General features: G+C 68.1%; 11 protein-coding genes and 4 pseudogenes. 11 read left to right on the forward strand and 4 right to left on the reverse strand.

The annotated features are described in order from the left end of the window. From C5N14_RS32105 to C5N14_RS12720, 3 genes and pseudogenes are all read left to right on the forward strand, one after another. Positions 1-615 (forward strand): annotated as a pseudogene (locus tag C5N14_RS32105) (hypothetical protein); the annotation flags it as partial. Positions 616-1,001: 386 nt separating this feature from the next. Further along, positions 1,002-1,520 (forward strand): hypothetical protein, encoded by a 519-nt coding sequence (locus tag C5N14_RS12710; protein WP_128763563.1) that lies wholly within the window; start codon positions 1,002-1,004, stop codon positions 1,518-1,520. Positions 1,521-1,960: 440 nt separating this feature from the next. Beyond that, positions 1,961-2,675: pseudogene (locus C5N14_RS12720) on the forward strand (IS6 family transposase). Positions 2,676-3,365: 690 nt separating this feature from the next. Here C5N14_RS12720 and C5N14_RS12730 read toward each other — a convergent pair. The 4 genes from C5N14_RS12730 to C5N14_RS12745 form a co-directional block, all read right to left on the reverse strand. Beyond that, positions 3,366-3,851 carry a RidA family protein gene (locus C5N14_RS12730; RefSeq protein WP_117668306.1) on the reverse strand — a complete coding sequence of 162 codons (486 nt, stop codon included), beginning with the start codon at positions 3,849-3,851 and terminating at the stop codon, positions 3,366-3,368. Then, on the reverse strand, positions 3,848-4,507 hold the full coding sequence (locus C5N14_RS12735; RefSeq protein WP_117668307.1) for a transcriptional regulator: 660 nt from the start codon (positions 4,505-4,507) through the stop codon (positions 3,848-3,850). Before C5N14_RS12735 ends, C5N14_RS12730 begins: the two co-directional genes overlap by 4 nt. 9 nt (positions 4,508-4,516) lie before the next feature. Beyond that, positions 4,517-5,995, reverse strand: coding sequence for an aldehyde dehydrogenase family protein (locus C5N14_RS12740; RefSeq protein ID WP_117668308.1), 1,479 nt, complete (start codon positions 5,993-5,995; stop codon positions 4,517-4,519). A gap of 70 nt (positions 5,996-6,065) precedes the next feature. Continuing rightward, positions 6,066-7,409: an MFS transporter gene (locus C5N14_RS12745; protein WP_117668328.1), complete on the reverse strand. Its 1,344-nt coding sequence runs from the start codon at positions 7,407-7,409 to the stop codon at positions 6,066-6,068. A 531-nt stretch (positions 7,410-7,940) separates the two neighbouring features. On the opposite strand from C5N14_RS12745, the gene C5N14_RS12755 reads away from it, so the two are divergent. The 8 genes and pseudogenes from C5N14_RS12755 (at position 7,941) to C5N14_RS12790 (ending at position 15,495) form a co-directional block, all read left to right on the forward strand. Then, entirely contained in the window at positions 7,941-8,360 is a 420-nt protein-coding gene (locus tag C5N14_RS12755; protein WP_117668309.1) for a PfkB family carbohydrate kinase, read from the forward strand. 210 nt (positions 8,361-8,570) lie between these two features. Next, positions 8,571-9,752 (forward strand): glycosyltransferase, encoded by a 1,182-nt coding sequence (locus C5N14_RS12760; RefSeq protein WP_117668310.1) that lies wholly within the window; start codon positions 8,571-8,573, stop codon positions 9,750-9,752. A gap of 266 nt (positions 9,753-10,018) precedes the next feature. Continuing rightward, a pseudogene (locus C5N14_RS12765) lies at positions 10,019-10,582 on the forward strand (IS110 family transposase); the annotation flags it as partial. Positions 10,583-10,800: 218 nt separating this feature from the next. Continuing rightward, positions 10,801-11,316, forward strand: a pseudogene (locus C5N14_RS12770) (helix-turn-helix domain-containing protein); the annotation flags it as partial. 543 nt (positions 11,317-11,859) lie between these two features. Next, positions 11,860-12,657, forward strand: coding sequence for an acyltransferase family protein (locus C5N14_RS12775; RefSeq protein ID WP_117668311.1), 798 nt, complete (start codon positions 11,860-11,862; stop codon positions 12,655-12,657). Then, positions 12,654-13,796: an alanine racemase gene (gene alr, locus C5N14_RS12780; RefSeq protein WP_243639513.1), complete on the forward strand. Its 1,143-nt coding sequence runs from the start codon at positions 12,654-12,656 to the stop codon at positions 13,794-13,796. The genes C5N14_RS12775 and alr overlap by 4 nt, the downstream gene beginning before the upstream one ends. Continuing rightward, the gene (locus tag C5N14_RS12785; protein WP_117668312.1) at positions 13,793-14,854 is read left to right on the forward strand and encodes a D-alanine--D-alanine ligase family protein; all 1,062 of its coding nucleotides are present in this window, start codon (positions 13,793-13,795) and stop codon (positions 14,852-14,854) included. Before alr ends, C5N14_RS12785 begins: the two co-directional genes overlap by 4 nt. Beyond that, the gene (locus C5N14_RS12790; protein WP_117668313.1) at positions 14,851-15,495 is read left to right on the forward strand and encodes a M15 family metallopeptidase; all 645 of its coding nucleotides are present in this window, start codon (positions 14,851-14,853) and stop codon (positions 15,493-15,495) included. The genes C5N14_RS12785 and C5N14_RS12790 overlap by 4 nt, the downstream gene beginning before the upstream one ends. The last annotated feature ends 11 nt before the right edge of the window (positions 15,496-15,506 follow it).

The raw sequence follows: 15,506 nt of genomic DNA on the forward strand, positions 1-15,506 counted from the left end.
TACGGGGTGGCGTTCATCGGCCTCGGGGTGGCGCTCATCAGCCTCGGGATCGACGCACTGGTCGACAATGACGTCCTGTACGGGGTGGCGCTCACCGGCCTCGGGGTGGCGTTCATCGGCCTCGGGATCGCCAGGCTCGTCGGCAGTGACGTCCTAGCCGGGGTGGCGCTCACCGGCATCGGGGCGGCGATCATCGGCCTCGGGATCGACGCCCTGGTCCACGATTACGACAATGACGTCCTGTTCGGGGTGGTGCACATCGGCCTCGGGGTGGTGCACATCGGCCTCGGGGTGGCGCTCATCGGCTATGGGATCGCCAGGCTCGTCGGCGGTGATGTTCCGTCCGGGGTGGCGTCCATCGGCATCGGGGTGGCTTTCATCGGCTATGGGGCAGACGTGCTGGTCGAGGGTAGAGGGACCTTGGCCGGGGTGGCGCTCGTCGGCCTCGGGGTAGCGTTCATCGGCTTCGGGATTGCCGCCCTCGCAAGAACCGGTACGGGAGAACGGCTACGAGCGTGGCTCGCGGCCCTGACGCGGGACCCGGCAGGCCATGAGGTGCCGGACGTGGAGAGCGAGAAGCCGGAAGCCGCCAGCCGCCAAGCAGACACCGCCTAGGTGGCCCGCCGGTAGCTTCCGGACCAAAAACAACTCCAACGCTGATCAAGGGCGTGATGAAGATCCGAGTTCCGGGAGTTCGCACGGTGCCATGACCAGGACTGGAGTTGTTTTTGGTCCGGAAGCTACGGCGAGGCCCGGAGGCCGCCAGCAGGCCGGACACGGCACCACCCGGAAGAGAAGTCCCGTGAGGTTTCGGCAACCGTGACGTCCGAGCCGACGTCGGCACCCCCCTGTGGTGGTCGTCTTCCTGCACCAACAGAGGCAGTCGGCGCTGCTGTGCCACCTGTCCTCGATCCGACAGAGCGTGAGCTGTCTCCGTGCTTTGCTGCTGGGAGAGAGAAGAACCTCTTGATCCGTCGTGTCCCATTCTGGAGGAGAAGAACATGCAGAAACTGAAGCGGGGAGCACTCGCGGTAAGTGCCGCCATCGCGTTCGGCGTCGCATCGGGCGCGGCACCGGCCAGCGCCTCACCATCGGCCGGCAACGAAGCCGCCTCGAACGTTCCTGGGGTGATGGCGGCAGACGAATGGACCGACGTCGGAAGTTGGGGAACCGCCTGCAACGGCGGCGACCGGACCGTCTACAGCCAGGTACGGGACGGGTCGGCATTCGGACAAATCCGTATCTGTTGGAACGGCTGGGACGTACGGGTCTTCGCGGCCGTGGCCGACGGAAACGGCATAGACGGCTACCACGCCGAGGCGCGCATCCGCTACAAGGTTCGGACGGCTAGCGGGTGGAGCGACTGGCACTACCGGGCACCTGCCGCCGCCTACGGGGGTGGAGCTTACGACGAAGGTGGCCCTTTCAAAGCCAACCAGGACACCACGTCCGTGCAAGCGGCGGTGTGCCTCTACAACGGCAGCACACTGATCGACTGCGATGACGACGGCTGGCAGTAGCCGCATCGGATCCGTTCGGCATGATCCCCTGCAGTCCTATGTCAGAAGGCAGGGCTCAGATCCCCCTGGCCGGCAGGGGCAAGCCTTCGACTTCGTCGCTAGTACTCCAACGTCACTTGGCTTCGGGGTTGGGCGTGGCGCGGGCATGAGGACGGCCACCGCGGTAATCATCGATGGTTTGTGAGGACAACCGAAGATCGTGCGGTGGCCGCGTGCCACAGCGTAGACCCCCACCGGTGGCGGGTCATCCTGGACGAGGCCACGGCGCGTGTCGCCGGCAGGTTCGCCCGGGCGGAGCCACGGGCGACGGCCGGGCGGTTCGTGGAGGGGCTGCTGTCGGGCGTGGAGCGTAAGACCTGCTGGTCTCGGCTCTGTTGCATTGGGTGGATGCATGATCGACTCCAGCTTGCCCGGCATGGTCTGCTTGGCCGGTGAAGTCGCTGTCTCGTCTCCGGTTCTGGTCTCCGCCCGCGTCGGCGTTCGTCGGGTTCCGGTTCCCGCCTGAGGTGATCGTTCTGGCGGTCCGCTGGTACCTGCGGTTCAACCTGTCCTAACGGGATGTGGAGGAGTTGCTGGCCGAACGCGGTGTCGAGGTGGATCACGTCACCGTCTACCGGTGGGTACAGCGGTTCACCCCGCTGCTGGCCGACGCCGCCCGCTTCACCCGCCACTCACCGGGGTGACCGCTGGCACGTGGACGAGACCTACGTCAAGGTCAACGGGGTTTGGCGGTACGTCTACCGGGCCGTCGACCAGCATGGTCAGGTCATCGACGTGCTCGTCTCAACCCGTCGGGACGCCGCCGCGGCCCGGAGGTTCTTCCACCGAGCACTGACCACGCTGAAGGTCACGCCCAGCGAAGTCGTCACCGACGCCGCCGCCCCCACCTACCCCAGGGTGCTCAACGACCTGGTCCCCTCGGCGTGGCACCACGTCGAACGGCACGCCAACAATCCGATCGAGGCCGATCACAGCCAGCTCAAGCACCGGCTCAGACCGATGCGCGGACTACGCACCGACCATACCGCCCAGACGATCATCACCGGCCACGCCTTCATCCAGAACCTACGCCGCGGACACTACGAACTCGCCACCGACGTCCCACCGCTACACCGGGTTGCCGCCGCGTTCACCGAACTGGCACGAGCGATCTGACCAGTGCCCGCTGACGCGGCTCGGCGTACCCCACCGATCCGCCAATGCAACAGAGCCCCTGGGCGGACCCGGAGACTGGTGGTTCACGGGCTTCTCCCCTGGAGACCGGTTGTGCACCGACTGGTACGACGAGCTCGACCCGGCCCACCACTTTTTCGTCAGCCACGGTCGGGCAGTTCATCGGCGATGTCAGCGACCGGTACCAGCGTGGGCTCGCCGAGGCGCAACTGCCGTACATGGTTGAGGAGCAGTTCCTGATCGAGGATCTCGACAGCGTCGCCAACCCGCGCTACGTGCTCGTCCTCGTCGACTCCGTAGGAGACATGGATGACGAGGACTGTGAGCTCCCTCCGCCTACGTCGGCAGCGACTGGGACACCATGCTCGACGCCACACTGGCCGAACTCGGCCTTCAACCACGGGACCGACCCCGGTGGGGGATGTACCGAGGCGGGATGATCGAGTAGGACAAGGGACCCGCAGGCCGCCGCGTAGTCGGCCCGGCGACGACCGTGGACAACGAAGCCGGCATCGGCTGGCGGGCCCGACGGGGCACCCGTCGACAAGTTCATCGAGGTTGGCGACACGAAGACCGAGCACCGAGGGCGAGGCAGTGGGGGTCACGGCAGTAAGCGGGGAGCAGACGGGTGTGGGGCCTCCGAACTCGGAGGCCCCACACCCGTTCCTTTGGCTAGACCGCGACCTCGAAGATCCCCTCGATCTCCACACAGTTGTTCCGTGGCAGCTGCGCCATGCCGACTGCGGACCGGGCGTGCGGTGCCCGGTCACCGAAGATCTCATGGAACAGGTCAGACGCCCCATTGATTACCGCTGGCTGCTCGATGAAATCCTCGGTCGAGTTCACCATCCCCAGCAGTTTCACGATCCGGGTCACGCGGTCCAGTGACCCGAGAGCGTTGCGGACGGTGCCGAGCATCGCGACCGCAGCCTCCCGGGCTGCCTCGTAACCCTGTTCTACGGTCAGGTCCCTGCCCAGCTTGCCGACGTGGATCGGCGTACCCGCCGAATCGGGCAGGTGCCCGGACAGGAACAGCAGGTTCCCGGTCTGCATGGACCGCAGATAGTTCCCAACCGGAGGAACCGACCTAGGAAGGTCGATACCCAACTCGGCGACGCGGGCGTCGAAACCAGTCGTGATTGCTGTGTCGCTGCTCATTCTTCCTTCTCGCCATTCCTCACCGAAGTGATGCAGTTGTAGATCGTTGTGCGGGACACACCAAGCTCCTCCGCCGCGATCGGCACACCCTTCTGCATCGCGAAGATGCCGCGCTTCTCCAGCGTGTGGACCAGGTGCTCACGGTCTTCCCTGGACAGTCGTGACACGGGAACGCCAAGTTCGGCGACCTCTTGGGCGATGATCGAGCGGACCACTTCCCGGGTGTCGTTGGAGAACAGGACCGGTGCCGGCTCCACCGGGTCCAGACCGGCCAGTTCCGCCAACGTGACCGCCGCCTTGCGAAGGTCGGTGATGTCCACGTTGATGCAGAACGCCCCGAACACCGTCCCCTGGTAGTCGCGCAGCACAAACGTCGACGCTTTCAGGGTGCGGCCGTTCTTGGTGGTGGTGACGTAGTTGACCCGGTCCTGTGCCTGGTCGCCTTCACCTAGGAGCTCCAGGCCGATGCGGCTCATAGACCCGCCGACGCTTCGGCCTGTTAGGTCACCGAAGATCGCGACGACCGTCCCATCCTTGCGGCGCCGGAAGTCGTGGATGACGACTTCGGCGTTCGGTCCCAGGAACTGTGCCAGGCGTGACGCAAGTTCGGTCAGGGACCGGATGTACTCGTCGGTGTTCTTCGTGGGCGAGCGCATCGAGGACTCCTATCCGTTGAGCATGACGAACTTCAGCTGCATCATGCTCTCGATGGCGTACCGGGTGCCCTCAAGGCCGAACCCGGAGTCTTTCACCCCACCGAACGGCATGTTGTCGACCCGGAAGATCGGCACGTCGTTCACCATCAGCCCGCCGGACTCCACGTCCGGCATCGCGCTCAGGGCCCGGCCGATGTCTCGGGTGAAGATCCCGGCCTGCAGGCCGTACTTGGAGTCGTTCAGCATCGCCACGCCCTGGTCCCAGTCCCGGTACGGCTTGACGGTGCACACGGGCCCGAAGATCTCCTCGTGCTCGACCTTCATGTCCCGGGAGGTGTTGGTGATGACGCTCGGGGTGACGACCGCACCCTCACGTTTGCCGCCAGTGAGCACCTGTGCGCCCTGCCCGGCGGCCTCCTCGACCCAGCTGGCGATCCGCTCCGCCGAAGCGTCGTCGATGACTGGACCCAGGTCGGTGTCCTCCTCCAGCGGGTCGCCTACCCTCAGTGAAGCGACCTCGGCCAGGAGCCGGTCGACGAACTCCTCATACCGGGACTCGTGGACGATGAGACGCTGAACACCGATGCAGTACTGGCCGGCGTACACGTTGGCGCCACGCGCGCTGCGCCGGGCAGCGAACTCGATGTCGCTGGTCTCGTCGATCAGCACCCCGCCGTTGCCGCCGAGCTCAAGCGTCATGCGGATCTTCGGCGCGATCGACTTCAGGTACCATCCGACTTTCGCGCTGCCGGTGAACGACACCATCCGGATCCGTGCGTCCCGTACCATCTGCTCCGCGACAGAGTTCTCGCACGGCAGCACGCTGATCGCTTCCGGCGGCATCCCGGCCTCGAGCAGCAGCCGGCCCAAACGCAGCGCGGTCAGGGGTGCCTGCGGACTCGGCTTCAGGATAACCGGGTTGCCGGCCGCGATCGCCGGGGCGACCTTGTGCAGGGTCAGGTTCAACGGGAAGTTGAACGGGGCGATCGCCAGGACCGGGCCCAGCGGGAACAGCTTGGCGATCGCCAACCGCCGGTCCACCCCGGTAACGGACTCGCGAGCGGTCGTGGTGACGGTGCCCTGGTAGCGGGCGACGTCGCCGTCCATGTCCAGGGGAACCTCGTGCCCGGCGATCCGCTTGGCTTCCTCGCCTGCGCCGCGGCAGTTGAGGATAGACCGGGCGACTTCGCCTCGCGCGTCGAACAGGGGCTTGCCGGCCTCCTTGGCGATCAGCTGCGCTAGCGGCTCACGGTCCCGCTCGATGAGGTCGGCCAGCGAGTTCAGGATCGCTGCCCTCTGGTAGCGCGGCATCTTCCGGGTCACGTCGAACGCCGTGGTCGCCGCCTTGAGGGCCGCGTCCGCCTGCTCGGCGCTGGCCTGGTAGCACTCGCCGACCACGTCTCGGCGGTACGGGTTGGTGATGGGCGAGGTGGAGCTCGACGTGACCTCTTCGCCCCTGAGGATCATTGGCACGGTGGCCGTAGTCATTCCTTACCTTCCAGTGGTGTTGCGGGAACGGGGGACTGGTGCGCCCCCAGCACCTGGGGGTCGCACCTGGTCAGACGGTGCTGGTACTGGTCAGGTCCCGGGCGTGGCCTGGTGACCGGTCCGCGCGCTTGCGGGTCTCGATGGCGAGCAGACCGCCGATCACGGAGATCATCGCGCCGGCGAACAGGTAGAGACCAACAGACCAGCTCTTGTCGCCAGACCATGCCAGCAGCGCGGTGGTAATCATCGGGGTGAACCCGCCAGCGATGATGGACGACAGCTGGTAGCTGACAGATGCGGCGCTGTAGCGCATCTCGGCGGGGAACATCTCCATCAGGAACGCGGCCGACACTCCGTAGCTGGCTGCGTGACCGACCAGCCAGATCGCGAGGAACGCGACGAAGATCGCGACGGTGTTCCCGGTGTCGATGAGCCAGAAGTACGGGAAGGCGAACAGCGCGGTGAAGCCAGCCCCGATGAGGAACACCGGCCTGCGGCCGATCCTGTCGGACAGCGCGGACCACGCCGGCAGGGTGATGAACTCCCCGATGGCCACGACGACGATGGCGATCAGGATCGTGTTGCGGCTGACGCCGAGCTTGTTGGTGGCGTACGACAGCGTGAACACGGTGACGATGAAGAAGATCAGGATGGCGACGAAGCTGACCATCGTGGCCTGGACGATACGGACCGGGTACTGCTTGATGGCATCGAGGATCGGCAGGCGCTGCACCGTTTTCTTGGCCTGCATCTCCTTGAAGACCGGCGTTTCGTCGATCCGGGCCCGGATGACCAAGCCGACCCCGACGAGCAGGGCGCTGATCAGGAATGGGATCCGCCAGCCCCACGCCTGGAAGGCGTCGTCGGGCAGGGTGCCGACGATGGCGAACATGATGGTGCCGAGCGAGAGCCCGGCCGCGACGCCGAGCTGGGGGAGGCTGCCGTAGAAGCCTCGCTTGTCCGCGGGTGCGTGCTCGACCGCGATCAGGACGGCTCCGCCCCACTCGCCGCCCACGCCTAGTCCCTGAAAGAACCGCAAGATGACCAGGAGGAGGGGGGCGGCGATGCCGATCTGCTCGTAGGTGGGCAGTAGGCCGATGAGGAACGTGGCGATGCCGGTGATCAACAAGGTCGCCACGAGCATGACCTTGCGGCCGATCTTGTCACCGAAGTGTCCGCCGAGGAAGCCGCCGACCGGTCTGGCGATGAACCCGACGGCGAACGTGGCGAACGAGGCGAGGGTGCCGGCGGTCGGGTCGACGTTCGGGAAAAACGCGTGGCTGAAGACCAGGGCGGCCGCTGTGCCGTAGATGAAGAAGTCGTACCACTCGATGGTGGTACCCACGAGGCTGGCGAACGCGATCCTTCCGATCGACATTGGCTTTTTGGCCCCGGGTGCTGCCAGTTGCGACATCGCAACTCCTTGGTGTGAGGGGTGGCGCTCACCATGGCCGCGCCGTGTACGACATGTCAAGCACCTTGACGAAACGTTCACATGTCGGGACGCTGCCACAACCATCGGATCCGGGCGTCGGCCGGGGGCTGGGGTCGCCCGGAGCCGGGCGGCGAGGAGGCAGCCAGGTGGGCGGCCCGAGGCCGACACGGTGCTCGCCGCGCTGGCCCACCTGCACGTCGCGGGCGCGCCCGTCGACTGGGCCGCGTACCTGACCGGCACGGGGCCCGACGCGCCCGGTCGGAAGTCCTCGCCCTCCTGCCGAGGCATCCCCCACCCGGGCAGGGGCTGTACTCTGCCGGGGAGGGCGGCCGCAACGAGTCCCAGCCATGCCGCCACGCGCTACCCGGCTGCGACTGGGCATCGAGGATGACGTAATCCAGACCGGCGTGGCGCAGGTAGTAGCCCGCCGCCAAGCCCTCTGCCCGCCCCCGACGACCACCACATCACACGATCCGGGCACGCCCGGCATTTCCCTTCGCTCCGCAGATCATTGACGCCGTCTTCCGACACCATCGCGTCGAGACGCTCATTGGCAACCTGGTACCGCATTCCACGCTCGGGTCGGCCGCGCTGACCCCACTGGACCTGTTCGTTGCGAACGAAGCCGAGGCGGCGGCGGTGCTCGGCCGCCACCACGACGACCCGACGGTCGCCGCACGGGAACTGCGCAAGCTGGGCCCCAGAGCAGCCGTGGTGACCGCTGGCCCGCGCGGTGCCGCCTACAGCGACGCCGACGACACCGTGCTCGTGCCCGCACAGCAGGTCAACGTGATCAACACCAGCGGAGCGGGGGACACGTTCCTCGGCACTCTTGCCGCGCGGCTTGCCCACCAGTTCCCGCTCTTCCACGCAGTCGCCGACGGCGTGGCCGCCGCGACAAACTTCGTGCGCAGCGGCAAACAGCAGTAGCAACACACGAAGCGTCTCGAACTCTCACAGTAAGATCGACAGGAAGGACGCACGTCGTGACTTCAGCCGACTTCGCCGACTGCGCCGCCCTGATCGATCACGGCGCCGACCAGCACATCACATAGCCCACCAAGATCGGGCGAACGCGACATCGCGCGTCGCTAGACTGCCTCGACCCGTCCGGTACCGCGATCCTCGGAGTGGCTCGGCATGTCCCTCTACAGCACCCAGCGCCTGCACACGCTCCGCATGATCGTCACCGGTGGCGGCACCGGCGGGCACACCTACCCCGCCCTGACCGCGATCAACGCCCTGCAGGTCCGGCTTGCCGAAACCGGCACCGCACCCGAACTGCTCTGGGTCGGCGTCGCCGACGGCCTCGAAGCCAAGATCGCCAACCGCAACAACATTCCCTTTCGGGCGGTCACCACCGGCAAGCTTCGCCGCTCACCCAACCCCCGCGAACTGGCCCGCAACGTCGTCGACGCCTTTCGCATCCCCCTGGGCATCGCGCAGGCCGCCCTCACCGTCGCCCGGACCCGGCCGGCGGTCGTTCTCAGCACCGGCGGATTCGTCTCCGTCCCGATCGGCCTCGCTGCGGCCCTGTTCCGCGTGCCATACCTGATGCACGAACAGACACTCAGCCTCGGCCTGGCTAACCGCATCCTCGCCCGCGTCGCTACCCGGATCCTGCTTAGCCACGAGGCATCCCTCGACCACCTACCGCCACGGGTCCGCCGCCGGGCGGTCGTCACCGGGAACCCGGTACGGCCGGCGGTGCTCAACGGCAACCCCGCGAAGGGCCTGGCCGCGTACAGCCTTGATCCGTCTGTCCCGCTCGTGCTGGTCACCGGCGGCGCATCCGGTGCCCAGCAGATCAACCGGATGCTGGCCGGCACGCTGCCCGACCTGCTACAGCACTGCCAGGTCGTCCACCAGTGCGGCAGCCTCAGCTACACCGAGATGCAGCAGATCGCCCACGGGCTTCCCACGCAGGTCGCGCACCGCTACCGCGTCGTCGACTTCATCCACGACGAGCTACCCGACCTGCTCGCCGCGGCGGCCATCGTCGTGGCCCGCAGCGGCGCCGGCACCGTCGCTGAGCTCACCGCCCTCGGCAAGGCGTCCATTCTCATCCCGTATCCGGTCTCCGCAGGCGACGAGCAACGCATCACCGCCCGCCACCTCGCAAAAGAGGGCGCTGCCGTCATGCTCGACGGCGACCAAGCCACCCCCGACCACCTCCACGCCGCCATCACGAATTTGCTGGCCGACTCCCACCGCCGAACCGCGATGTCCCAGGCCGCCACTGTGCACGGCCGACCAGATGCCGCCGCCCGGGTCGTAACCGAAGTCCTTACGGTCTCCGCAGGTCAGGGTCGCCGCCAGTAAAGGTCAGGAACCCGAACCGATCCCCGTTACGTTTTTGATCGTCCCCAGCCGGGGGACTCCTCGGTCGCCCGGCCCGGTATGACTTACTGCCCCTGTCGTATGCATGATCCGGGGGTGTTGTCGCCGGGTCGGGTGGCGTTGGCGGATCGCTGATAGGGGACCAGGCCGCCCCCTTTCGGGGTAGGCCTCTTCGTAACGTGGATGCCGGCAGTCCGACGCCCTGACCAGCGGCCGAGGTGCGCGACAGTGATGCGAAGGCGGTGCAGGTGCACGGCGAGTACCAGGTCTTCCTGGGCTTGGACGTCGGTAAGGGTGATCATCACGCGGTCGGGTTGGCCGTGGATGGCAAGCGGCTGCACGACGCGCCGCTGCCCAACACCGAGGCTCGGCTGCGGGCGTTGTTCGACAAACTCGGCCGCCACGGCCGGGTCCTGGTAGTGGTGGACCAGCCCGCGTCGATCGGCGTGCTGCCGGTGGCGGTCGCCCGCGCGTGTGGGCATCAGGTGGCCTACCTGCCCGGCCTGGCCATGCGGCGCATCGCGGACCTGCACCCCGGCAACGCGAAGACCGACGCCCGCGACGCGTTTGTGATCGCCGATGCGGCCCGCACCCTGCCCCACACCCTGCGCCGAGTCGACACCGGCGACGACACCCTGGCCGAGTTGGAGATGCTCGTCGGCTACGACGACGACCTCGCCGGCGAATCCACCCGAGTCTCCAACCGCATCCGCAGCCTGCTCACCCAGATCCACCCCGCACTCGAACGCGTCCTCGGCCCCAAAATCCAACACAAGGCGGTCCTGGAACTACTCTCCCGCTGCGGCGAACCGAGGTACCGGGCCATCATCTCCGTCTTCGGCGTATTCACCGGCCCCTTCACCAAGTGCCCACCGCTTGTCATCAGCAGCCCCGGAACCCGGTCTAGCTGTACTGCCCAGGGAGGTTGGTCGAGATTGTGTGACGACACGATCTGATGTCGTAGGTAGGTGAAGGCCTCCGGTTGTGGAGTGGAGCTGTCTAGGAACCGCTCCGGCAACAGGAGGCCTTCGTGTCCCACGCTAACGCTGCTCTGACTCGCGCGCGTCTGCGCCTGGCGCGTCTGATCGTGGACGAGGGTTGGCCGGTCGCCCGAGCAGCCGAACGCTATGACGTGTCCTGGCCGACGGCGAAGCGGTGGGCGGACCGATACACCGAACATGGTTCAGCCGGCATGACAGATCGGTCATCGCGACCACATCACCATCCGTCGCGAACACCGGAGCCCACCGTCCGCAAGATCGTTCACCTGCGGTGGAAACAGCGTCTCGGCCCGGTCCACATCGCCGGGCGGCTCGGCATGCCGGCCTCGACCGTGCACGCCGTGCTGACCCGCTGCCGGATCAACCGCCTGTCACATATCGACCGAGCCACCGGCGAACCCGTGCGCCGCTACGAGCACGCGCATCCCGGCGCCATGCTGCACGTCGATGTCAAGAAGTACGGCAACATCCCTGACGGCGGCGGCTGGCGTTACCTCGGCCGCGTCCAGGGCCACCGCAACCGCGAAGCCACCGCCCGTGGGCCTGACCCGCATTGACGGACATCCGAGATCAGGAGCCTGGTGGGCTCCGGGAGGATGTCCAGCATCATGGAGAGCATGGGGAAGAAGCGGCCTCGGCCTCGCCGGTCTTTTACGGCGGAGTTCAAGGCTGGGGACTGTACAAATAACGGTTCTGTCTCACATTCGGTGGTAGCAGAGAGTAGCGGCCCAGCCGGCTGGACGGCAACGCTGTCTAAATCTGTATTATCGGGGCAAAAAGCGTAGTGAATCCATGGTTGCAGCCTTCACACGAAACCGGCCAGCCCTGAAGTGCCGACAGCAGAGGCTCGTGCGCCACGCCTGCGACCCCGCTACAGGATGTAACCACCGAATGTGAGACAGAGCCGTTAGATCCACACTCCCCAACCAGGTCGTCGAGCAGGACCGCCAAGGCGGCCAGCCACCCAAGGAAAGCGACGTCCATTACCGGCTCGTGACACATCGCGGATCACTTGCGGATATGCGGGTGACAGCGTCAGCCGCGTGATCCGAGAGCCCGCATCCGTCGCAGGACCCCCAGACCGGGGGATGACGCTCGTTCGGTTGCGCGACCGGGCATACGGCGTGCTGTCCGGATCTGGCCGTGGCCGGCCGCATCGGGCGGAGTGGGCCGACGCGGTGAAAGGCGTGTGCATCGTCCTCATCGTCTCGTGGCACGTCACCGTCAAGCCCGGGCTGTGGGGAGCATTGGGTGAGCAGCTCCTGCCGCTGCGGATGCCGCTGTTCTTCATCATCTCCGGCGTCTTCGCGGCGAGCGCCCTGCAGCGGCCCTGGTGGGACGTTGGCCGGAGCCGAACCGCCCGATTCCTCTGCCTGTACGCCATCTCGCTGCTCATCCACACCGCGATCCTCGCCGCGGCGTTCGGCTTCCCGACCGACCGCGTGGCGTCCGCCCGCGGGTTGCTGGAGCGGCTCACCGTCACAACCTCGAAACTCTGGTACCTGTACGCCTTGGCGTTGTACGTTGCGTTCGCCAAGGCCGTACGCCGGGCGCCCCGCGCGTTGGTCCTCGTACCGGCCGCGGCCCTGTACGTGGTCACCACCGCCGGCCTGCTCGACACCCCCGGTAACCGCGGCGGTCTCTACCAGAACCTGGCCGTCTACGTCATCCACATGACGGTCCTGGCCCTGCTGCACCGTCTGCTCGTCGCGCCGATCTCCGGGCTCGGCGGGGTCGGCCAGGCACTGGTCATGCTCGGCTACCCGATCCTGCTGACCGGGCTGGTGATCGGCGTAAGCCTGGCCGTCAACCGCAGACTGACGGCGCTGGGCGCACGTTGGCTGTTCGGCCTCCGCGGACGCCGCCGATCGGAGCCGGCGCGGTGAGCGCGCTGGCCGAGGCCGTGGTCGACCTCGCGGCGGTCGCCGGCAACGTGCGGACGATCGCGGACGTCACGCGTACCCCACTGATGGCCGTGGTGAAGGCGGACGCGTTCGGTCACGGCGCGGCGATGGTGGCCCGGGCGGCGCTGGGCGCCGGTGTCGGCTGGCTGGGGGTGACCTCGGCGTCGGAGGCCCTGGCCCTGCGTGCGGCGGGCGTCGCCGCACCCACGCTCAGCTGGTTGCACCGCCCCGACGACGACTTCGCCGCGTTGATCGGCGCCGACGTCGACATCGGCGTGTCGACGCCGACCCACCTGCACGTGGTCGCCGACGCGGCGCGGCGGCTCGGCGCACCCGCGACCGTGCAGCTCAAGGCGGACACCGGTCTGTCCCGCAACGGCGCTGGCGAGGACGACTGGCCCGAGCTGGTCGCCTGGGCCCGGAAGTACGAGTTGGAGGGCGGCGTCCGGGTACGCGGGGTGTGGTCCCACCTGACCGACTCGGACGTGCCGGGAAGTCCGGTTCTGGAGCGGCAGGTGGCGAGGTTCGAGGAGGCGCTCCGGATCGCTCGTGGAGCCGGCTTGGACCCCGACCTGGTGCACCTCGCGAACTCTGCGGCCGCGCTGTCCGCCCCGAAGACCCGCTTCGACCTCTGCCGGATCGGGCTGGCCCTGTACGGCGTGGACCCGTTCGGCGGGACCGGACCCGGCGAGTTCGGGCTGCGCGCCGCGATGACGCTCCGCGCGTGCGTGGTCAACGTGAAGCGGGTGCCGGCCGGCACCGGTGTCTCCTACGGACCCGATCACGTGACCGCGGGGGACACCACTCTGGCCCTGGTGCCGCTCGGCTACGCCGACGGCTTGCCTCGGGCCGCCGAGGGCCGCGCCGCGGTGTGGCTCGCCGGCCGGCGCTGTCCGATCGTCGGCCGCATCGCCATGGATCAGTGCGTGGTCGACGCCGGCGATCTTCCCGTGTCGATCGGCGACCCGGTCGTGGTCTTCGGCCCCGAGCGGGGCGACGGCGATCAGCCGACGGTCGCCGAGTGGGCGCGGTGGGCGGGCACCAACCCGAACGAGATCTTGACCGGCATCGGGGCCCGGGTGGCCCGCGAGTACCTGCACGGAAAGGCGATGACCTCATGAGAACGCGACTGGCGGTCCTCTACGGCGGGCGGAGTGGCGAGCACGACGTGTCCTGCCATTCGGCGGCGAGCATCCTCGCCGCGCTGGACCGCGACCGGTACCAGGTCACTGACGTGCTCATCGGCCGGGACGGCGGGTGGCGGGTCGACGGCGGGGCCGCGCCGCTCACCACGGCCCTGCGCGTGCTGGGCGCCCAGGACGTGGTGTTCCCCGCCCTGCACGGCCCGTACGGCGAGGACGGCACCGTCGCGTCGCTGCTTGACTGGCTCGGCGTCCCGTACGTCGGCAACGGGGTCTTCGCCGGCGCGGCCGGCATGGACAAGGCCGCCACCAAGAAGCTGCTCGTCGCCGAGGGCCTGCGGGTCAGCCCCGGTGTGACCCTGCGTCCCGGCGAGGATCTCTCGCCGGCCGACCGGCGATGGCTGGGCCTGCCGGTCTTCGTGAAGCCCGCCCGCGCCGGGTCCAGCCTGGGCGTCACCAGGGTGGACGACTGGGCGCGACTTCCCGACGCGCTGGCCCGGGCCCGGGCAGCCGATCCCAAGATCCTCATCGAGCAGGCGGCCCATGGACGCGAGATCGACGTGGCCGTGCTGCAGCATCCCGACGGCCGGGTGGAGGCCGGGCCGCCCCTGGAGATCCGAGTGACCGACGCCGAGTTCTTCGACTACGACGCCAAGTACGACGGCGGGGCGGTCTTCCACATCCCCGCCCCGCTCGATCCCGCCACCACCGAACTGCTCCAGGACCGGGCGGTACGCGCCTTCCACGCCCTCGACTGCCGTGGGCTGCTCCGGGTCGACCTCTTCCTGCCCGCGAGCGGGTCCACCGAGCCCATCGTCAACGAGGTCAACACCTTTCCCGGGTTCACCAGCGCGTCGCAGTACCCCCGGATCTGGCAGAAGGCCGGAATCGAGTTTCCGGCCCTGCTCGACATCCTGATCTCCGGCGCGCTGACCGACCATGGCGGGTCGTCGCCGGCCGGATCGACCAGGCGTGGGCCTTCCGAACCCGCGCCGGCGCCCCGGCCCGCCACCCAGTCGGTCGGAGTCTTTTCGTGATCCTGCTCTCCGACCCCCGAATCTCGGCCATTCCGTTGGGCGACACCGCGGAGGCCCTGGTCGACCTGCGCGAGATCCCGGAATTCCGAGTGGACGACCGCCTGGCCGACGCGGCTGGGGCGTACGCGCACCTGCGGGAAGGGACCGTGGAGCGCCTGCTGGCCGCCCAGCGGTCCCTGCCGGAGGGGCTGCGGCTGCTGGTCGTGGAGGGGTACCGGCCGCTGCGGCTCCAGACGGAGTACTTCGAGGGCTACCGGGACGAGTTGCGCCTGCGGTATCCGGACTGGGACGCCGCGCGTCTGCGCGTCGAGACGAGCAAGTTTGTCTCGCCGCCCGAGGTCGCCCCACACAGCACCGGCGGCACGGTCGACCTCACGCTGTGCACGTACGACGGGCGCGAACTGGACCTGGGCACAGCCGTCAACGCCACCCCGGTGGCGAGCGGTGACGCCTGCTTCACGTGGTCCCCGGACATCTCCCCGGCGGCCCGCCGCAATCGCATCATCCTGGGCGCGGCTCTGCTGGCGGCCGGGCTGGTGAACTACCCGACGGAGTGGTGGCACTGGTCGTACGGCGACCGCTACTGGGCGCTGAGCACGGGGGCCGATCGGACCCGCTACGGCCCGGTGGAGCTGGGATGAACGGCGGTCGC

The sequence above is a fragment of the Micromonospora sp. MW-13 genome, assembly GCF_003434305.1.
Taxonomy (GTDB): Bacteria; Actinomycetota; Actinomycetes; order Mycobacteriales; family Micromonosporaceae; genus Micromonospora.